This window comes from Ferruginibacter profundus, assembly GCF_054783275.1.
This window is the reverse complement of the sequence record NZ_BAAGQW010000003.1, coordinates 1,177,778-1,198,793: the sequence shown is the minus strand read 5'-3', so window position 1 is coordinate 1,198,793 and position 21,016 is coordinate 1,177,778. Positions and strand designations below refer to the sequence as shown.

Below are 21,016 nucleotides of genomic sequence, written 5' to 3'. Positions count from 1 at the left end.
GGTAGAGGGGTAGTTGAAATGAACTTAAATAATTTTTTTAATGTAGCTAGCACAGGAAACTTTGTTTTTATAAATTTTTTAGGCCAAGAGATGAGCCTCCCCGTCTACTGCCGGCGGGCAACAAATCATTCTATACCTTTATCCCTTATTATGATCAATTCACCTGCTGCCGGGCACCAGATTCACTATGTCAACAATTTTGAAGATCTTGTTGCCACTCCTTTTCATGGAGCAGTAAATGCCATTTGCTGGCACCGTAACCTGGCAGGTGATTTTGCCGACATTGCCAATAAAATAACGCAAAACGAAAATATAACGGTCATTGACCCGCAGCAGCTTGGCAAACTGCAGTTGACTGAACAGGGGCAGCTGGCACGAGATATTATTTTACAGGATCTGCAGTGGTTAACCGCTCACGGTGCCGCCCCGGTGCTTAACCTCATCAGGTGTTACGAGAGAGATGATGCCAGCTCGTTTTTTCCAACGGATGTCTATTCCTTTCATGCAGACAGGGCAGGTATACCCACCGATACCTTCTTATGCACATACTACGGCGCACCCAGCGAGGTATTGCCCAATGCACAGGCCCAACAAAAAGTGCTTATACCCGAAATACGTGAGGCGCTCCAAAAACTATACGGCGGCCCAGCTGAGGGTTTTCCATCTTTTCTAACTGAACATTGTTTCGATTTACATTACCAGGCTGCACCCGGCGCTCAACCTGTAAACTTAGGCGTAGGTAACTTATGGCGGCTGGCCATCGATCATCCCGCAAGCCAGGTGCCCCCATGTGTGCACCGTGCACCCCGGGAAAAAAACGGGGAACCCCGTTTGTTGCTTATTTGTTAAGTATGATCAATTTGATACAACAGTGTTCAAAAAGCAACAACGCCTCCGTAAGAGGCGTTGCTGAAAAAATAAACTATTGATTTACGGGAGCCGCTGTTCTTTGTATTTTATTATTTGCGTTGGCACTTTGCCTGATGGTTGGCCCTGCCGATTTGCCGTAAGGGCAATAATAATCAATGGCATTTTGTGCGGAGCTGTACGAAAGATCGTATTCCACCACGGTGCCCCTGGTAATAATATCGGCGGTGTAATTATAAAAATTACGGCTGCCATAGCCACCAAAATCTCCATACAGCACATCGCCATCGTAGGTGCGTAAGCCATCCAGGTTGCGGATGATGGTATAGCCGTAATTGGTTTCCACCACATAGTAGCCGCAGCTGTTATTACTGTACACCACATCGCCCCGTTCCTGCGAAAGCCAGTAGGCACTATCATCATATACTCTTTCCTTGGCGCAACTGGTAAATAGCACTGCTGCCACAACAGGTACAATCAACCAGGTAAAAATCTTTTTCATAATGATTGTTTTTAAAATGAATAATTACAATCAGTATACGGCAAACAGCGGGCTAAGTTTTAATAAGATATGTTAAAATAAAGCAATCCCCTTTCCTAAGAGTTCCGCTTCAGCGATTTAATTGTGATAAATAGTCAAGGAGTTTTTTAAGAGCAACTAAATCCAACCAGGTAAAAAGTAAGCAAACACTCTTTAGCAATTCTTTTAGCTTGTTACTCTTCCATGACAAGTTTAGAAATAACCTTAAAAGCAACCACTCTGATTTCCACATCGTGACCTATCGTAGTATTTTGATTTTCTAAACTTAAAACGAGATCGGTAAAATATCCGCTTATTAGAGAGTAATCGGTTGTAATATTATCAGCATGTTTAAATTTGTAATAACTGTATGCTTGTTTGCTTATAAATGCCTGTGCATTTTTACTATCCATAAAAATGTAGCTTACTGTTGCCGGAGTATTAAGCATTGGTAAGTTCGGTATTAGTTTCATACCATAACTTACTAAAGGATTAAAAGAAACCAAACCTGAAGCACCCGATAAAGTAGCAACAAAATTTTTCATTTGATTCTGTGCTTCCTGGCCTACCCCAATCCAGTAAGCCCAATAAGTTGTACCCCTGGGGAGATTAATACTAACAGCGGTTCTGTTTTGGTGTGTTAGATTGGTTGTTGAAAATACCCGGGTATTTGTTTTAAGTACCTCTTCATTAGTTGTATCGTAAACTTTTTTCACTGATGTTTTAAAATTGGGATTACTGTTGGCCGAAGGAATTCTGTCAACAACAAGTTTTGCTGTCTTGCCAAATAATGCATCAGTATAAAGACTGAAATAATAAATGCCTTTTACCGGAATTTTTATTCTTTCGTTCGTAATGCTATTAAAATCAGCTTTACTGTAAATCGGCTTTCCGGTTTTATAATCAATTAGCGAAATTGTTGCGGTGCCTTTTTTGTTTAAAATCGAGCAGTTGATGTTTATGATATCATCAGTATCAAAACCAAATACATTTTGATCCTGGTTGTTAGTTAAAGCTCCGGCAAGTGCAACTTCTTTATTAATTAATCTTTGGCCTTCGGACTTAATTTCTTCGGCGCAACCAATTTTAATTACACCTTTTGTGTTTTTATCGATTGTTATTGTTTGATTAATTTTTTCGGAAGATGTCTTAAGTTGCAGGTAATGGTCTCCATAAGAAAGTGTTTGCTTTGTTGCATCATCGGCTTCAACTTTCCCAATACTAGTTCCGTCAATTATTAGTGTACCACTTTTACAGGCAACAATTACAACGGATGATTCCGAAATAGTTTGTGCATTAAGTAGAATACAAAACAATAAGAATGAAAAGAATAGAAGAAACTTCGGCATCAGGATTAGTTTTATCAGGAGCAGGCAATATATGAACTTTTTTCAGTCTGGCATATCGTATTTATCGCAATGGAGAATTTTTTATTTTTTAATAAGATTCAACTTCCCCACTGTCGCCGGTGTTCTTTCGCACCAGGCTCACTGGTATCTGCTGATCTTTGCGGTTTTCAACCGCAGCATACGGTGGCCAAAAAAAAGTATACCACCACTAACTACCATTCACTTCTTTACATCGAAATAGTCTTGCAATACTTTACTTCCATTTGCTCCACTTCGTCGCCATACATTTTGGTAAAGCCCAGGCGCAGGGCCTCTTTAATATCTTTACAGGCATCGCCTTGCTTTTTTTGTGCAATTAAAATAAGGGCCCTGTTGCGAAAGGCATAGGAGTTGGCGGGATACAACTTAATGGAGATATTAATATCGTTTAATGCTCCCTGTAAGTCGCCCAGTTTATACTTATTAAAAGCACGGTTGCTGTAGCTCAGTGGTTCTTTAGGGTCAAGTGCAAGGGCCTTATCAAAAAAACTAATGGCCTTTTTATGGTCGCCCATTTCCTGCATCTTAAAACCAATATTAACATAAGCGCCAATAAAAGTGGAATCTATCGCTATCATCCTGTACAGGTAATACAACGTTTTATCGCCCTTGCCCACTTCGTCACAAACGGTAGCCAGGTTATTCAGCACCCCAATATTCAGCGAGTCAATCTGGTAGGCAGCAAAAAAATCGTCGTAAGCACCCTGAAAATCACGGGTATTAATCTTGGCAGCTCCACGGTTAATAAATAAGGTAAGCCTTACGCTGTCGGTTTTTTCAAAACCTAAGGCCTCGGTAAAATCCTGTATGGCATACTCCGGTTTTTGTATGCTGGTTAATAATATGCCCCGCTGGCTTAGTGCCATAGCATCTTTAGGGTATAATTTAATCAGCAACGAATAGGTAAGAAAAGCCTCCTCGTATTTTTCTAACCTATCCAGGGTATTGCCTTTTAAAAAAAGATATTCCGAATTGGTGGAGTCCTGCCGCAGTGCAGCATTCACTTCTTTTAAGCAATTTGAATAATCGGCTTTGTCGTACAGTTCCGAAGCTTTTTTGTAATGGGCTTCTTTTGTTTGCGCTGTACCATGTACACAAAACAGTGCAACAAAAAATGTAAGCAATAAAAAAGGTTTCATTAAAAAATATTTAGGAGGGTGTAGATGCGGTACTATTGGCCAGGTGTACAATAAACGGCATAATGAAGGTAACAACAAAATGCCAAAGCAATTACCGGCGGGCTTTTCTTTATAATAATTTTTTGCAGCAAATGCTGCACCGCAATCAGTATACACAAATTGCCTGTATGCAAAAAATTATAACCGGTTGGTTAGTATAGCCACCATAAAAAGAAGTAAAAGAATACTGTAATTAAAATGGCACCCGGTACCTACACTGCCATTTTTAAAATAAGCGAAGGGGCAGCAGCAGGTACCTGTTGCATTGCCGGCAGCGAAAAAGTAAAACTGGTGCCATAGCCGGGCTCGCTGGCAAACAATAAACTGCCCCCGTTTTTTTCTACCAGGTCTTTACATATCAGTAATCCAAGGCCGGTGCCTCTTTCTTTATGGGTACCTAAAGAGGTATAATAACTATTGGTTAGTAAAAGCGGTTGTTTGCTAAAGGGAATGCCAACGCCGTTATCTTCTACGGTAATATTTATGGCCGTATCGTTTACCCTGCTTTGTTTTACTTTTACATAACCACCCGGGGCTGTAAATTTAAGCGCATTGCCAATAAGGTTTCGCAGCACTATCTGTATCGATCTTTCATCTGCCTGTGCATAGCAGTTATCGGGTACTTCATTAATAAGGCGGATGTTTTTTTCTGCTGCATTTCGCTGTAAGGTTTGTATGGTTTGTGCGGCTACGGCGGCTACTGCTACATCGCTCACAGTAATTGCGGTATGTTCTATCTGGTTGCGTGCCCATATCAGCAGGTTGCCCAGCAACTCTTCGGTTTCTTCCATGCTGCCTCTTAACTGGGGCAGCAGTTCATCAAACTCTGCCTGGTTAAAGGCCTTATCTTCCAGCGCCCTCATCAGCATTATGGCAGAAGCAATAGGCGTACGCATATCGTGAGATATAACAGAAAACACTTTATCCTTTACCCTGTTCAGCTGCTGTAATTCCTTTTTCTTTTTACGTATCGATTTTTCGTACTTCCATACTTCAAACTTTATAAAATAAAGCGTAATAAAAAGAAACAAAAAGGCTGTGCCGTAATTAATAACAGCAAGGGCAATATCGGGGGCCGCAGGTAATGCCGGCCTGCCCGGCAGCGTTACCCATAAAAAAAACAGCAACGTCCAGCAAAAGGAAGCGATGATTTGTTTAAGCCGGTGTAAGAAAAAGAAAGTAAGAAGGATAGATAATACCAGGTAAATTTCCAGGCCTTTATCATGTGTAAAAAATATCATGGCAGCCAGCACAGGCGGAAAACAACTGAAAAAAATAAGAATGGCAGTTTTATAGCTGTATAGTGTAAGGCAAACCGTCATAGCCACACAAACTACCAGGGGCAAGGCATTAACTGCCAGCACACTGGCAGGATAATCAGTAAGGGCAAAAAACTGCAGGTACACCAATCGTATAACAGCCGATAAAATACCCACCCCATTGCAATAGTTAAAAATCTTCAGCCTTTTTATTTCGTAAGGCTTTAGCTGATCGTGTACACCAAAATTACACAGCAGTTTTGCTGTACGGCTTACCCATGGTACAGGGTTAAAGGCAACATATAAGGTATGGGCAAAAGCTTTAAGGCTGATAATAATTTGATGGTAGTAACTGCCGCGTTGCTGCTGTGCTGTAAAATATAAAGCCATATTGCTGCCGGGATAAAAATGCCTGAAAATTCTGTTGGCTACCGGTAAGCCGTTAGCCTTTTTAAGCAGTACTGCAGTAAAGGCAAGTAGCGTCAATACAATGCCTGGGATAATGATATTGGTGATCATTGCCTGGTTGGTGGTTTTGTGGTAATGGAGTTATAATGCCTATCCTTAACGCCTGTGCTGTACAACAAATTGTTTGTGCTGGTAATACACCAGGCCTTTGTTAAAATAGTACAGGCTTCGGGTATAATAGTATCATTTCTGTATCCACCACAACAGTGGTACTTTTACTTTTAAATGTAAACTGATGCCCCGGATAATTAAAGCCACCGTAAAAGATGCCGCAGTGCTTATGCCACTTGCCATTGAAACTTTCATACAATCTCATGGCCACAGTGCGCCGGCGGCAGATATTGATAATTACATTGCTGAAAAATACAGCCTTGCTGCTTTTACAGCAGAATTAAATGATCCGCAAAATATATATCACATCATTTACCATGATGATAAGCCGGCAGGGTTTTCTAAAATTATTTTCAATCACCCTTACGATGACAGCAACATACAAAACATTACCAAGCTGGAGCGTATTTATTTACTGCAGCAGTTTTACAGTTTAAAGCTGGGCAAGCTATTATTTGAATTTAATGTGGCACTGGCCAAACAGGCGCAGCAAAAAGGCATGTGGTTATATGTATGGGTAGAAAATACAAGGGCCTTTAACTTTTATACCAGGGCCGGTTTTACCATTACCGGCAGTCACGATTTCAGGGTTTCGGCTACGCATAGTAATCCTAATCACAGGATGTATCTGGAGTTTTAGGTGAGACTGAAGTCACAAACCAGCGCATCCTCGTCGGAGACGAGGACGAGGGTATTTATTCTATAGTAAGTTCATAAGCCTGATTAGGTATTCTTTCGTAATAGCCCAATGCATCAGATTGAAAATAAAAGCGATTACCTTGTTTAAAAACAGTTCGCAATATATCTCCACCTACCGGGAAAGATATTTCTTTATAGATACCCGTTGCAGGATCCCATTCAAGACAGGGCTTAACCAAAACGTATTCAAATCCATTAACAAAAGGGGTAAGTATCTGTCCGGTTAAAAAGTAAGCTTTGTTATTATAGGTAACTACCTGGTATTTTTCTCCTGCCGGTAGAGCGAGGGCTGGTGGCAATGTTTTTTGGTTCCAGGTGTTGGCAGCAATATCATATTCCCAAAGCTCACGTGAAAAATTAATCCCATTTTGAATGGCTCCTAAAAATGCGTAGGCTTTTGAACCTATAGTAAAGCAGGTTGGATTGCGATGTATCACTCCGGGATAATCGGCTAGCTGCGTCCATACGTTTAATGCCGGATTATACTTCCAGAATTTATTTGAATAATCTCCTGTCACACTATCTAACCCCATACCAATATACCACTCATTATTGTATTCAAAACTTGAAGGCCCTTTAAGATGTGGATAAGGAACATCACCCATGTCTACCCAATTAAGACTGACCGGGTCCAGGCGCATTATCTTTTTTAGAATCTTGTTTTTTAATGGGCCTCCAAGTGGGTCAAGAGACCATTCTTGTGCGCTAATTACATAAATGCTGTTATTGTAATAGTAGCAGATAGGATAGTCAATATATCTTGGGCTTACCGGATATTTTTTTGTCCAGCTAAATGACTGCGGATCAAATTCAATAAAATATTCCGGAAACTGGCTATTAGGAACACCCACAGGCGGGCCATTAAAATATTGGCCTCCCACGATATACCCTTTTTGGGCAGAATTGCAGGTACCAAAAAACATTAATCCGGCAGCAGAAGCCGCAGGATTAACAGGAATATCGGGAGAATTTATAAACCGCCATTTGCCTCTTAAAATCTGGGTAGAATCAGAAGCCTTTGCATCCATGTTATGTGTGAAAACACGAAAAACATATTTACCCGGAGGTATTGTAGCAGGTACCGCAAAAGTAATACCACTGCCATTGTCTTTAATAATAGGGCAATCATAAGGACCAACAAGCACTTTGCTGTTAGTTCCTGTGATACCAAATAAGTTTGTTATCGCCTCAATAGTATCGCCCCTGTTGAAGCCCCTTGCAACTCCGAGGTAGCCGGCTCTTATTACCACCAAACTATCAGTTGTCCATTCTTTTCGTTCCGAAAATGATTGTATGCTTCTGTAAGTTGCGCTTAACCTTCCGTAATATCTGGTTCCTTCTTTAAGATTAGAAAGATGATAAAGCATTGTTTCGCCGGTTGTATTAGGGGTAACGGTAACACGAAAAGTGTCCGTTTTAAATTCAGGGTCTGTACTCCATTGAAAAAAAACATTCTTGTAGTCGCCGTGAGCAGTTTCTTTTATGATGTAGCTGATGTCAAATTCATTCAACTCGGTTTGTAATGTTTTTGTGATTTGAATATTTAATGCTGCAATATCACCCGGCCCTAACTGGTGATTTACATCTTCACTTTTTTTGCAGGTAAATAAAAAGCAGGATATAGAGGTTATGAGGCAGAGAAGGGTAATTTTTTTCATTACTACGTTTTGTTGTTAACTTAATAGTAGTACAAATTCAGATATGAAGATAACGAAAAATAACAATGACAACATAGGAGTTGTCAATTTACATGGATAAAAAAATAGTTTTCATAATTATTATATTTATAAATGAAATGCTGATAACTGCTGTATAAAACAAACTTTATCAATTCACCCTCAATCCAAATAAGATTTTATAAAACCCGGCGCTACTCTTTTCTTTGCCACCTGTTCATACGAATACGCCATGGCAATTAATTGCGGTTCGGTATAAGCGCCGCTGAAAAAAGAAAGTCCTACCGGTAAATTATGTGTGGTGCCACATGGCAAACAAATATGCGGATAACCGCTCATTGCCGCAGGCTGGGTTAAAAAATCTTCGCCCCAGCGGTCGCCGTATTGCATATCGATACTGCATGACGGGCCCATGGTGATGCCCGCAATAGCATCCAGTTTATTGGTGGCAATGGTTTCGTCAATAATTTTCCTGGCAGCATCACGCCCCTTTGCTAATGCTGTTGTATAAGGTGCCGCCTGCAGGCCCGTTTTTTTATCGCAGCTTTCCAACTGGTCCTGTTTAAAATACGGCATGGCTTTTTCTTCGTTGGCTTTATTAAAAGCAATAACATCAGCCACTGTTTTAATAGCGATGGTACAACCTGCCAGGTATTTATTTACACCGTCTTTAAATTCGGTTTGTAAAATCTCGGTTTCGTATTTGCCCAGTGCGCTGATCTTTGCCATATAATCAACCGCCACAATAGTAGCGCCCTGTTGTTGCAATACTGCAATAGCATCATCTAATAATTTTTCCAGGTTCTGGTTGGTACTTTTTCTTTTACGGTCAATGCCGATACGTTTACCTTTTAAAGCATCGGTTTTTAAAAATATGGTATAATCCGTTTGTGCCTTACCGTTACTATTGGCTGTTACGGCGTCGTTGGCATCAACGCCGGTTAAGGCGCCTAATAAAATGGCGGCATCTTTTACGGTACGTGCCAGCGGGCCCGCTGTATCCTGCGTGGCCGAAATAGGGATAATGCCCGAGCGGCTGAGTAAGCCTACGGTAGGTTTAATGCCCACCAATCCGCTAACAGATGCCGGGCAGGTAATAGAGCCATCAGTTTCGGTACCAATGGCCACCGCACATAAATTGGCGGCTACTGCCACACCCGAGCCAGAGCTGGAGCCGCAGGGATTATGATCGAGTATATACGGGCTTTTGGTTTGCCCGCCACGGCTGCTCCATCCCGAGCAGCTGCTGGTGGAGCGGAAATTGGCCCACTCACTCAGGTTGGTTTTGCCTAAAAGTACCGCACCGGACTCACGTAATTTTTTAATAATAAAGGCATCCTGCTTTGCTATATTACCCTCCAGCGCCGATGCGCCGGCAGTGGTTTGCATCTTATCTGCCGTATCAATATTGTCTTTTATTAAAACGGGTATACCATGCAGCGGCCCCCTTAATTTACCCGCCTTTCTTTCGGCGTCCATCGCATCTGCAATGGCCAGTGCATCGGGGTTTAATTCAATAATGGCATTTAATCTGGGCCCTGCTTTATCTATCTTGCTTATGCGGTCGAGGTATAATTGTGTAATAGCTTTGGAAGTATATTCACCGGCTTTCATTTTTTGCTGCAAGGCATCAATGGTAATTTCGTTAAGCACAAAATTATCGGCAACAATATCGCCTGCAACGGTGTGGTCTTTTTTATCTTCTTTAGTGCTGGTGTTACACGCTGCAAATGATAATGCCGTTACCGATAAGCCGGCAACAGAACTGTTGCGGATAAAGTGTCTCCTGTTCATACTTTACGTTTTTAATAAGACAAACAAATTACGGAATTGTTTGTTGAGGGCGGAAGTTAAAAAAGCCGCAGGCTTTTCTGAGCCTAAAATCTCAGCACCAATACATATCCCGAAAAACCGGGAAGACGAGGATGAGTGCAATCTCATCAGCCGTAAATACCACTTGTAAAACTCAATGGTTAATCATTAACTAAATACAGATTGCCACCGGAATTAACAATTAGCTTTGCCTGCTTTTAAAATGTACCAATGCACAAAATAATTATACTGGGCTTATTCATATTTTTAATACTGCCGGGCAAGGCCCAGGAAACTACTAAAAATACCGGTGGTAGTATTAGCGGAAAGATTACCGATTCGGCATCAGCAAAACCAATAGAATATGCCACCATTACTTTATTTGCCGAAGGCAATAAAAAACCTGTGAATGGTGCAGTTACCAATACCGAAGGCAGTTATAAATTAACTGAAGTAGAACCGGGCAATTATAAAATACTGGTGGAATGCCTGGGGTATCAATCGTACACCATCAATAATATCCAGGTAGTAAAAAAGAATGGCGTTACCATTATCCCATCAATAGTACTTATTAAAAAAACAGTGTTGTTGCAGGGTGTTACCGTTTCTTCTTCAGCCGGGCTGATAGAAAATAAAATTGATAAGCTGGTTTTTAATGCAGAAAAGGACCTCACATCACAAAGTGGCCTGGCTACAGATATTCTTAAAAAAGTACCACAGGTGTCGGTAGATGTAGATGGTAATGTACAACTGGCCGGTAGCAGCAGCATTCGTTTTTTAATTAATGGCAAACCTTCCACAGCATTTGGCAGCAGCATTGCCGATGTATTGCAATCAATTCCTGCCAGCCAGATAAAAAGTATAGAGGTAATTACCAACCCCGGCGCCAGGTATGATGCACAGGGATTAGGTGGTATCATCAATATCATTTTAAAAAGCAGCAGGGTAAAAGGGATCAATGGTAATATTTCATTAACTACAGGTACGCTAAATGAAAATGGGTCTTTAAATTTTAATGCCCGTAAAAGTAATTTTGGTATCAATGCATTTATGAGTGGTAATATCCGTGTAAGCACCAGGGTATCCGGCACTTCGCAACGCTTATCAGCTGATACTGCAGCCAAAAAAAATATTGCTTTGCAACAGGATGCTACTGTGCATCATTTTGACAGGCATGGTTCGGAATCTGGTATTGGTTTTGACTGGACCTATAAAAAGAAAAATAATTTTACCGGCTCGGTACGGTATGGCAGCTTTGGGTATAAAGGCAGCGGTATTACCAATCAATTACAGGTGGTAACCAACCAGGGACCAGGGTCCATATTTTCTTCCGTTGCCACGGTCAATCATAACGATTATACTATAGCTTCGTACAACACCAATATCAGCCTGAACTATAAAAGAACATTTGATAAAGAAGACCAGGAGTTGGAAATATCGCTTAATGCCGCTTATGAAAAAAGTAAGGGTACATCAGGCAATTATCAATTACTCCAGCCTGTTGATACAATATTTTACGGTGCTTACGGTGATAACCCGGGTGTAGAAAAAAGTAAGGAATTACAAGTGGATTATACCCAACCGTTAGGCAAAGATGTTGCTTTAGGCGTGGGTGCAGATGTAGAACATAATGATATCAGCAGTAATTCCACCGTGTTTGGTTACAAGCCTGCCATTAAAAATTACTTATACGATACCTCATTATCCAATAATCTGGATTACAAGCAAAATGTTTATGCGGTATATGGAGAAATCAGTTTCCCTGTAGCAAAAATTTTCGACACCAAATTAGGTGGCCGTTACGAACGTACCGAGATCAATTCTTTTTACAGCAATGCACAACAGCAGGCGGGGCAGCATGGTTACAATACTTTTGTGCCATCTGTTTTCTTCTCTAAAAAAATCGGCGACAATAAAACCATTAAACTCAGTTATTCCAAACGCATTGAAAGGCCGGATTATTTTGACCTGAATCCATACATAAATACCACCGACCCGAAAAATATTTCGGCTGGTAATCCTTACCTGCTGCCGGAAACAGGGCAACGTGTGGAATTGAGCTTTAATAAAAATTTTGAAAAAGCAGGTTCATTTGTAATAAGTGCCTTTTACAGGAATAATAATCACGATATTCAGCCCTTCATTGTTTTTTATCCGTCGCTTAAAGTGGGGGATTCTGTGTACACCAATGTGGCGGTAAGTACACGGCAGAATATTGGTACGGAAAATAATATGGGTATGAACGCTTATGTTGACCTGCATATTGATGAAAAGCTGAGCATCAGGAGTAACCTGGCATTTTTTTACAGGCATACCATAAATGCATTGGATGCAGGTTATAATTCCAATAGTTTTAATTACAGGATCAATATGAATGCCAGCTACCAGTTTAGCAAAACACTGGCCGGGGAATTTTTTGGCAACTTTAATTCGCCCAGGAATGAGGCACAGGGAAAGTATCCTTCCTTTACTTCTTACAGTATGGCCATACGCAAACAATTCTGGAATAAAAAAGGCAGTCTTGCATTGAATGCCACTAATCCTTTTGCGGCGTATGTAAAACAAACTACACAGTTGTTTGGCCCCAACTTTACTACCAGGAGTACACGCAATGTTCCTTACCGTTCAATCGGCCTCAACTTTACCTGGAAGTTTGGGCGCCTGGAATTTAAAAAAGATAAAGAGGATAATAAAGAGGTTGCTGCACCATCAGGAGAAGGTGGTTAATTGATTTGTTTACATCCTGTATTTTCCGGAAATGTGAATTGTACAATTCAATTCCATAATTGTGTAACATTTGCGCTTAACGATACGGCTACCTTTACAAAGATTTTAGAGGATGAAGGATGATAAAGCTGAACCGTAGTATTAAAAATACCTGATATCTTACCTTATTTAAATCAGTTTACAGGGGCCTGTTTTTTCCACATCCTTATAAATACTTCTTTAAAAATCAATGGGTTTTGATGTTGATAAAACCTCCCTCAACATTTCTTTAACAATTTTTACCGAGTTTGGCACGGTATTCTCAATAGGGGTAAAGAACAATAAATTTTATTTCACTAATTGAATAAAACTAACAGTATGAAACAAGTATTAATGATTTTAGCAGTAGCTACTACAATGGTAGCCTGCAAGGGAAAAGCAAAAGATGAAACAAAAGTATTGTCAGCATCTGAGGTAAGAGATTCTATTGAATTTGCAAAGTTCAAAGAAACCAAAGCAAGAAATGAAGCAGCAGCTGCCAACAGGGCTAATACTGCAACCGTAAATAATAGCACAGCAGCAGCCCCGGCCGCAGCACCTAAGAAAAAAGGCTGGAGCAAAGCAGCAAAAGGTGCCGTAATTGGCGGTGTTACCGGTGCAGCAGCCGGCGCAATCATCAATAAAAGAAACAGGGCAGTGGGTGCCGTTATAGGTGGTGCCGCAGGTGCAGGTGTTGGTTATGGTATAGGAAGAGCTAAGGATAAAAAAGATGGTCGTAACTAAAAAATATGGCTTATAATAGATGGCGGAACCTTCTTTCAGTGTGTTGGAAAGGTTCCGCCTTTTTTATTTCGTACATCTTATAAAATAATGCCATTGACTATTGCAGATATCATATTGATCGTAGTGGTTATTCTTTTTACCTGGCTCGGTTACCGGCGTGGGTTTATCAATAGTTTTTTCGACCTGGTAAAATGGACAGGTGCATTAACCGTTGCTGCATTATTTTATGCAGCTGCTGCCGGCTTTTTAGAACAAAACTTTTCTATGCAGGAAGAATGGCAGAAACCCATTTCTTTTGTGGTGCTGTTTATAGTGAGTTTATTTTTTCTTACCCTTATTTTTATTTTTGTAAAAAAAATCATTGCTCCCGCAACACAACAATCATTTGCCAATAAGATAACGGGATTGATACCCGGTTTTTTAACCGGTGTAGTGGTAGCCGTGTTGGTGGCAAAAATATTTACCGCATCTGTCTGGTTTGCTACGCCGGGTAAAGACAATAGTAATTTACTCGTTTCTTCTTTAGCTAATTCCACCAACTGGCTGGATGAAAGAATGGATACTATTTTTAATACACCGCCGGCACCTGCCATTGCTGCCGCATCAGAAACATTATACAGCGAATCGGAAGAATTTAAAAGCGCCAATTTTAATGCCCGGCCCGATCTTGAAGAGCAGATGCTGCACATGGTAAATGCCGAAAGAAAAACAAGGGGTTTAAAAATATTGGTGGCAGATGGTAAACTGCAGTTGGCAGCACACAGCCATGCAGCCGATATGTTTACCAAAGGTTATTTCTCTCACATTACACCCGATGGTATCAATCCTTTTGAAAGAATGAAAAAACTGGCTATAAAATACAATGCCGCCGGGGAAAACCTGGCGCATTCCAATGGCCTTGAAGCTGCACATACCGGGCTGATGAATTCTCCCGGGCACCGTGATAATATTTTAAATAAGCAATTTGGTAAAATTGGTATTTCTATTTTAGATGGCGGGCTTAAAGGGTTGATGGTAGTGCAGGAGTTTAGCAACTGATTGTTTTAAAAGGAACCATGTTTATTTGATTGAGATTGAAAAGGAACTAAAAATGGCTTTTATGATTTCGCTCTCTTGTGGATAGTCTTTCAATAGATTTATCAGCGAAGTATAATATTGCTGATTTATAAATTCCTTGCCTTTCTGAGTTAATTTGTAATAATGTATTCCATTTACTAAGTCATATACTGCAAATGCTTCCGTTCGGATCTTGGTCAAAATAAAAACTGTTTCTATAATCCTGAATCTCCGCTCCAGCATTCTTACTAAATTAAATGAATTGTTTAATGGTGCTCCTTTGTTGATCACAAGAAGTACAAGGGTTATTATATCTTTTTCGTTATACATTTATGCAAAGAAAATAGAGCTTTATTGCCCGGAGATATTTCTTTTTACCCAATTGTTTTTTTTGCTACATCCATATCAATTTCTTTTTCCCACTTAGCTACCACAAAAGTGGCTACTGCATTGCCAATGATATTCGTAAGTGCCCTGCCTTCGCTCATAAAACGATCGATGCCTAAGATGAGTGCAATAGCTGCTACGGGAATGTGCCCTACAGCAGGCAATGTAGCAGCCAGTGTAATAAAACCGCTGCCGGTGACACCTGCAGCACCTTTGGAAGTGAGTAATAAAATAAGTAATAAAGAAACCTGGTGCGAAATATCCAGCGGTGTATCTGTTGCCTGCGCTAAAAATACAGCAGCCATGGTAAGATAAATGGAAGTGCCATCAAGATTAAATGAATAACCGGTGGGCACCACCAGGCCAACTACCGGTTCGGAACAGCCGGCTTTTTTAAGCTTGGTAATAAGGCTGGGCAAAGCCGGTTCGGAAGATGACGTACCGAGTACGATGAGTAATTCTTCTTTAATGAATAAGAGCAAACGAAAAATATTAAAACCGGTAAGTTTTAAAATACCACCCAGTACCACCACAATAAATAAAATGCAGGTAATATAAAATGAGCCCATCAGTTGCCCTAATGAACTTAATGAACCTAAACCATATTTGCCTACTGTAAAAGCCATTGCACCCAAAGCACCCAACGGCGCTACCTTCATAATTATTTTGATGATGGTGAATAAACCATCTTCAAAAGATTGTATCACTTTTAAAAGCGGTGTTGCTTTTTCTTTAATTTTTGATAAGGCCAACCCCAATAAAATAGCAAAGAAAAGTACCTGCAATAAATTACTGTTGGATAAGGCATTCACAATATTTTCGGGAATGATATTCAGTAAAAAATCTGTTACCGACTGACTTTTACTTTGTGTGATATAGCCTTCTACCTGTTTGGCATCCAGTGTTGCTGCATTGATGTGCATGCCCACACCGGGCTTTAAAAAATTGATAACCACCAGGCCGATGATGAGTGCCAATGTTGTTACTACTTCAAAATACAGTAATGCCTTTAACCCCACACGCCCCACTTTTTTGGTATCCTGCATATTGGCAATGCCGGTTACAATGGTGCAAAAGATCACCGGGGCAATCATCATTTTTATCAACCTGATGAAGGCATCGCCCAGTGGTTTTAACTGTACTGCAAAATCCGGATAGAAATGACCCATAGCCACACCAATAGCAATGGCAATTAATACCTGTATGTAAAGGCTTTTTAAGAATTTTGGCATGGTGGAATTGGTATTTTTTAAAACATAAGTAATAAGCCGGAGACTTATTACCATGGCATCCTCGCCGGAGACGAGGGGACGAATTAATCCATCACTTCATATACATTCATCGGTTGCGATTTGTTTTTCAAATTCACTTCGCCTACTTTACGGCAATTAAAAGATTCTTTTACTTTTTGATAAGCCGTTTCGTTGATGATGATCTGACTTTCTTTTGCGGCCGCCTGTAAACGTTGCGCAATATTTACAGTGTCGCCGATAACAGTATAGTCCAGTCTTTTTAAATTGGCAGAGCCGATATTGCCCGATATCATTTCGCCACTGTTTACACCAATGGAAACTTTGGGCGAAAAAGAAATGGCATTGGACAAGGCCGGTAATTTTTCTATCTGGTTGCGTACGGCAAGGCAGGCATCAATAGCCCTGTCTAAATGATATTCGCCCCGGAATACGGCCATAATAGCATCGCCGATAAATTTATCAATATAACCGCCCTGTGCAATGATCTCCTTAACCATTACATCAAAATAGCTGTTCAATAATTTTACTACGGTATCCGGAGATTCTTTTTCGCTGATAGCAGTAAAACTGCAGATATCGATAAACACTACCGAAGCTTCCACTGTTTCATTAGCCATTAAAGAAGATTCAAACTCACGGCCACCCATAAAATTCAGTACGGTTTCATCCACATACATTTTAAGGATATTATTTTCCTTGATGGCTTTTAGTGTTTCTCTTATCTGTGCTACATGATGAATGGTTTTTTCCATTGTAAGAGACAGGTCTTCAAAATTGATGGGTTTGGTAATAAAATCAAAAGCCCCACGGTTCATAGCCGTGCGGATATTTTCCATATCACCATAAGCAGAAACGATAACAGATTTTATCAGCGGGTTACTTTCGGCTAATCGGCTCAGTAAGGTAAGGCCATCCATTTCGGGCATATTGATATCGCTTAATACAATATCAATATCAGGATGCAGTTGAATTTTTTCCAGCGCATCATTACCATTGATGGCAAAAATAAATTCGTATTGCTGCTCTCTTATCTTCTGGCGGAATTTCTGTTTGATGAGCATCTCCAGGTCTGCCTCATCATCGGCCACTAAAATTTTTGCCATTAGCTGATTGGTTTAAGTTTTTCCTTTAAAACAGCAAAGTCAACGGGCTTGGTTAAAAAATCATCGGCACCCAGTTCTTTGGCGGTATTGTAATTTTCTGCATCGCCATAAGCGGTAATCATCATTACTACCGGTGGTGGCTTGTGGTATTTTTGCTTGATATGGCTCAGCAGTTCCAGACCACTCATGCCCGGCATGTTGATGTCAGACAGGATCAATACCGCCTCATGTTCATGTTTATTAAGGTAGGTGAGCGCTTCTTCGCCGGAAAAGGCGAACACAAAATTCATTTCGCCACTCCTGATCTCTTTACGAAAGCGCTGTTCAAATAATACCTGAACATCTGTTTCATCATCAACCACTAAAATTTTCATTTGCTTGGTTTAAGGTTTATACTGGTAAGATAATAATAAATTCTGCACCCTGCCCGTCTTTGGTTTCTACTTTTAAAGCTCCGCCATGCCCTTTGGTTACAATATCGTAACTCATGCTTAAACCCAGGCCTGTACCCTGGCCGGTAGGCTTGGTGGTGAAGAAGGGTTGAAAAATTTTATCTAATGCTTTTTGCGGAATGCCGTTGCCATTATCTTTTACCCTTACTTCAATTTTGCCGTTTGTTTTTTGGGTACTTACCGTAACGGTAGGTTCGTAACCTTGTGGCGTTTCCTTTTTCTTTTCTGTAACCGCATAAAAAGCATTGGTAATTAAATTCAATATCACCCTGCCCATATCCTGTGGAATTACATTGATATTGCCGATGGTTGCATCAAAATCAGTTTTCATGGTGGCGTTAAAAGATTTGTCTTTGGCACGCAGGCCGTGGTAGGCCAGGCGCAGGTATTCATCTGCCAAAGCATTGATATCAGTAGGTTCTTTTACACCACTGCTGCTGCGGCTGTGTTGCAACATGCCTTTTACAATAGCATCGGCACGTTTGCCATGATGATTTATTTTTTGTTCGTTATCTGCAATATCATTGGCGAGTGCTTTAACTTCTTCAAAATCTCCTTTGCTGATGGCTTCCTTCATTTCGGTAATTAATTCTGTATTTACTTCAGAAAAATTATTAACGAAGTTTAAAGGGTTTTGAATTTCATGAGCAATACCTGCAGTAAGCTCACCCAGCGAAGCCATTTTTTCTGATTGTACCAGTTGCGATTGAGTGGCCTTTAATTCATTAAGTGTTTGCTGTAATGCTTCTTTTTGTTTGGTTAGTTCGGCAGTGCGTTCTTTTACCTGTACTTCCAGCGATGCCTTTAAAGTTTCGGTAATGCGGTATTCTTTTTCTTTTTCTTCTGCTTTCAGCTTTTCTTTTTCCAAAGCTTTTCTTTGCCTGTTGGTAATTATAACCATTGCCACCATCCATACAAATGCAAACAGGGCACCTGTTTCAAAATAATTTTCCCAATGTTTGTAAAAAGCCGGGTCTACCAGTTTAACAATGTCTTCAATTAAATTAATTATCAGCAGGGGTAAAAAAGCATAGGTAACTCCTTTTGCAGGGCGGAAATCTTTTTGCGTAAAAATAAGGTACAGCAACCCTGCAGTAAGCGCCTGCGTAACCCAGTCTATAACCGGCCGGCTGCTTTTTATTGTGGTGTGCAGCACCAGTAATGCAATAAAAATGGCTGTGCCTCCTATAACTATCGTATACCATTTTGATAGTATGCCCTCAGCTTTTAAAGACTTGCGGAGGTTACTTAAAATAATGATGGCGAGTATAGGTTGTAAAATCATAAGTAGCTTAAAAAATTAACATCACACCGGCAAAGTAATAACAAACTCTGCAAATTCTCCTGCTTTAGTTTCGGCTTTTAATTCACCACCGTGTGCTTTAATAATATCATAGCTTAAAGATAAACCTAATCCCGTTCCCTGCCCTGTTGGTTTGGTGGTAAAAAACGGCTGAAATATCTTATCTAAAACTTTTGAGGGTATGCCATTGCCATTATCTTTTACACGTATCAACACTTTATTGCCTTCTTTCTTTGTGCTAATAAAAACGGTTGGCTCGTAAACAGAAGTCAGGTTTTCAAAACCTGGCTTTTCTGCGGATGCCTTCTTTTTTTCACCAACAACATAGAATGCATTTGTTATCAGATTCAGGATCACTCTTCCGATATCCTGCGGAATGATTTTGATCTTGCCGATGGTTGTATCATAATCTGTTTTTAATGTGGCATTAAAAGATTTATCCTTTGCACGTAAACCGTGATAGGCTAATCTTAAATATTCATCTGTCAATGCGTTAATATCTGTAGGTTCTTTTTGTCCGTTGCTGCTGCGGCTGTGCTGGAGCATGCCTTTTACAATAGCATCGGCACGTTTGCCATGGTGATTTATTTTTTCTTCATTTGCAATTATATCGTCTGCAATTTCTTTTGCAACGGTAATATTTCCTTTATCTATTTCCTCTTTCATTTCAGCCAGTAACTCTTTATTTACTTCAGAGAAATTATTGACGAAGTTCAACGGGTTTTGAATTTCATGTGCAATACCTGCGGTGAGTTCGCCGAGTGACGCCATTTTTTCGGACTGCACCAACTGAGATTGGGTGGATTTTAAATTAGCAAGGGTGGTTTCTAAAACCTTATTGGCTTTTTGTTTTTGCCGGTTGTTACGGTACAGGATAACAGCAACTAATGAAAACACCGCAAGCCCGCCTAGCAGCAAACCGGTGCGTATTTTATTTTTATAAGTAACCTCGGCCGCTTCGATATCTCTTTTTCGCTGCTCTTCTTCAAACGTAAGCATTTGAATTTGCTGGTTGGTGCGCAGGCTGTTAACGCTATCATTGGCGGCAGAATACACTTTCCAGTATTTTACAGTACTATCGGCATTAACGTTTTGATAGTACTCCGTTAATTTTTTTGCAGGCTTCAGCACTAAATTGTTCATTTCTGTTCCGAATACAATATTTACTGCTTTTTTAAAATAGTATGCCGATGAATCGTACTGCTGTAAGCGGTTAAAATGTTCTGCAACAGCAACATAAGTTGCATTTAAATAGCGTGACGATTGTGTGTTGTTTGCTAAATCCAATGCCAATGTAAAATATTTTTTTACACTATCAGGTCTGTTTTTTTGATCGTATATTCCCGCAATGGTGGCATAAATAACACTCATGTTACCAACTCCCGGCGCCCTTGCATTACCAACTTTTTTGATTGCTTCATTTGAATAGTATAATGAGGAGTCGTAGTTGCCCATGTTATAATATACCGTTGCCATATTCATACAGGCATACCAGATATCATTCCTGCCGGTTGCTTCAAAATACCGGAACGCTTCCCTGTAAAGGGTTAAAGCTTTTTCGTTTTCCAGCCTGTCTTTATAAATATGGGCCATTTGATTGAGTGCAAAACCCAACAGTATCTTATTGCCCGACTGCTCTGCCAGTTTCACTGCTTTACGGTGAAATTCCAGCGCCTTAACATAGCTGCCGGTAAGCCGATACCCCTGGCCTGCCGCACTTAAGGCAGCCGATTCAATATAGATATCATTGTTTTGTTTTGCTATATCAAACAGTTTCTTGCTAAGGGTTAACAGTTGCAAAGGAAACCCATCAATGGTAGTGCCATAGAAAGATAAAAGAAGGTCGGCTTTTTTGTTGGCATCTTTTTCTTTAACCAACAAACTGAGTATGGAGTCGCACCGCACACTGGCCTGTTCAGCCATTTTGCTCTGTGCAAATGCTGCAGATTGAAATACAAAAAACACCGGTATCAATAATAGTTTTTTCATATCAAA

At 40.3% G+C, this 21,016-nt stretch carries 16 protein-coding genes; 5 read left to right on the top strand and 11 right to left on the bottom strand.

The features are described from left to right. The first annotated feature begins 150 nt into the window (after window positions 1-150). Window positions 151-849, top strand: a complete 699-nt coding sequence (locus tag ACYVM0_RS24740) for a DUF1826 domain-containing protein (protein WP_460561741.1) — start codon at window positions 151-153, stop codon at window positions 847-849. Window positions 850-922: 73 nt separating this feature from the next. Here the strand turns inward: ACYVM0_RS24740 and ACYVM0_RS24735 are convergent, their stop codons facing one another. The 4 genes from ACYVM0_RS24735 to ACYVM0_RS24720 all read right to left on the bottom strand — a co-directional run bounded on the left by ACYVM0_RS24735 (window position 923) and on the right by ACYVM0_RS24720 (window position 5,731). Then, complete coding sequence (locus tag ACYVM0_RS24735) at window positions 923-1,369, bottom strand: hypothetical protein (protein WP_460561739.1); 447 nt, start codon at window positions 1,367-1,369, stop codon at window positions 923-925. 212 nt (window positions 1,370-1,581) lie between these two features. Beyond that, on the bottom strand, window positions 1,582-2,736 hold the full coding sequence (locus ACYVM0_RS24730) for a hypothetical protein (protein ID WP_460561737.1): 1,155 nt from the start codon (window positions 2,734-2,736) through the stop codon (window positions 1,582-1,584). Window positions 2,737-2,963: 227 nt separating this feature from the next. Beyond that, complete coding sequence (locus ACYVM0_RS24725; protein WP_460561735.1) at window positions 2,964-3,914, bottom strand: tetratricopeptide repeat protein; 951 nt, start codon at window positions 3,912-3,914, stop codon at window positions 2,964-2,966. A gap of 251 nt (window positions 3,915-4,165) precedes the next feature. After that, window positions 4,166-5,731, bottom strand: a complete 1,566-nt coding sequence (locus ACYVM0_RS24720; RefSeq protein WP_460561733.1) for a sensor histidine kinase — start codon at window positions 5,729-5,731, stop codon at window positions 4,166-4,168. Window positions 5,732-5,915: 184 nt separating this feature from the next. Between ACYVM0_RS24720 and ACYVM0_RS24715 the strand changes: the two genes are divergently transcribed. Then, window positions 5,916-6,431: a GNAT family N-acetyltransferase gene (locus ACYVM0_RS24715; protein ID WP_460561731.1), complete on the top strand. Its 516-nt coding sequence runs from the start codon at window positions 5,916-5,918 to the stop codon at window positions 6,429-6,431. Between the two features lie 55 nt (window positions 6,432-6,486). On the opposite strand, the gene ACYVM0_RS24710 is transcribed toward ACYVM0_RS24715, so the two are convergent. Both ACYVM0_RS24710 and ACYVM0_RS24705 read right to left on the bottom strand, forming a co-directional pair. After that, the gene (locus tag ACYVM0_RS24710; RefSeq protein ID WP_460561729.1) at window positions 6,487-8,148 is read right to left on the bottom strand and encodes a Kelch repeat-containing protein; all 1,662 of its coding nucleotides are present in this window, start codon (window positions 8,146-8,148) and stop codon (window positions 6,487-6,489) included. Between the two features lie 180 nt (window positions 8,149-8,328). Continuing rightward, complete coding sequence (locus ACYVM0_RS24705) at window positions 8,329-9,960, bottom strand: amidase (protein WP_460561727.1); 1,632 nt, start codon at window positions 9,958-9,960, stop codon at window positions 8,329-8,331. A gap of 249 nt (window positions 9,961-10,209) precedes the next feature. On the opposite strand from ACYVM0_RS24705, the gene ACYVM0_RS24700 reads away from it, so the two are divergent. The 3 genes from ACYVM0_RS24700 to ACYVM0_RS24690 all read left to right on the top strand — a co-directional run bounded on the left by ACYVM0_RS24700 (window position 10,210) and on the right by ACYVM0_RS24690 (window position 14,505). Continuing rightward, on the top strand, window positions 10,210-12,705 hold the full coding sequence (locus tag ACYVM0_RS24700) for a TonB-dependent receptor (RefSeq protein WP_460561725.1): 2,496 nt from the start codon (window positions 10,210-10,212) through the stop codon (window positions 12,703-12,705). 357 nt (window positions 12,706-13,062) lie between these two features. Continuing rightward, entirely contained in the window at window positions 13,063-13,467 is a 405-nt protein-coding gene (locus tag ACYVM0_RS24695; RefSeq protein ID WP_460561723.1) for a YMGG-like glycine zipper-containing protein, read from the top strand. Window positions 13,468-13,554: 87 nt separating this feature from the next. Further along, window positions 13,555-14,505 (top strand): CvpA family protein, encoded by a 951-nt coding sequence (locus tag ACYVM0_RS24690; RefSeq protein WP_460561721.1) that lies wholly within the window; start codon window positions 13,555-13,557, stop codon window positions 14,503-14,505. A 392-nt stretch (window positions 14,506-14,897) separates the two neighbouring features. Here the strand turns inward: ACYVM0_RS24690 and ACYVM0_RS24685 are convergent, their stop codons facing one another. The 5 genes from ACYVM0_RS24685 to ACYVM0_RS24665 all read right to left on the bottom strand — a co-directional run bounded on the left by ACYVM0_RS24685 (window position 14,898) and on the right by ACYVM0_RS24665 (window position 21,010). Then, window positions 14,898-16,142, bottom strand: coding sequence for a dicarboxylate/amino acid:cation symporter (locus ACYVM0_RS24685; RefSeq protein WP_460561719.1), 1,245 nt, complete (start codon window positions 16,140-16,142; stop codon window positions 14,898-14,900). 83 nt (window positions 16,143-16,225) lie between these two features. Then, on the bottom strand, window positions 16,226-17,266 hold the full coding sequence (locus ACYVM0_RS24680) for an adenylate/guanylate cyclase domain-containing protein (protein ID WP_460561717.1): 1,041 nt from the start codon (window positions 17,264-17,266) through the stop codon (window positions 16,226-16,228). Further along, window positions 17,266-17,640: a response regulator gene (locus tag ACYVM0_RS24675; RefSeq protein ID WP_460561715.1), complete on the bottom strand. Its 375-nt coding sequence runs from the start codon at window positions 17,638-17,640 to the stop codon at window positions 17,266-17,268. The genes ACYVM0_RS24680 and ACYVM0_RS24675 overlap by 1 nt, the downstream gene beginning before the upstream one ends. A 16-nt stretch (window positions 17,641-17,656) precedes the next feature. Further along, on the bottom strand, window positions 17,657-19,003 hold the full coding sequence (locus ACYVM0_RS24670) for a sensor histidine kinase (protein ID WP_460561713.1): 1,347 nt from the start codon (window positions 19,001-19,003) through the stop codon (window positions 17,657-17,659). 21 nt (window positions 19,004-19,024) lie between these two features. Further along, window positions 19,025-21,010 (bottom strand): ATP-binding protein, encoded by a 1,986-nt coding sequence (locus tag ACYVM0_RS24665; RefSeq protein WP_460561711.1) that lies wholly within the window; start codon window positions 21,008-21,010, stop codon window positions 19,025-19,027. Window positions 21,011-21,016: the final 6 nt, after the last annotated feature.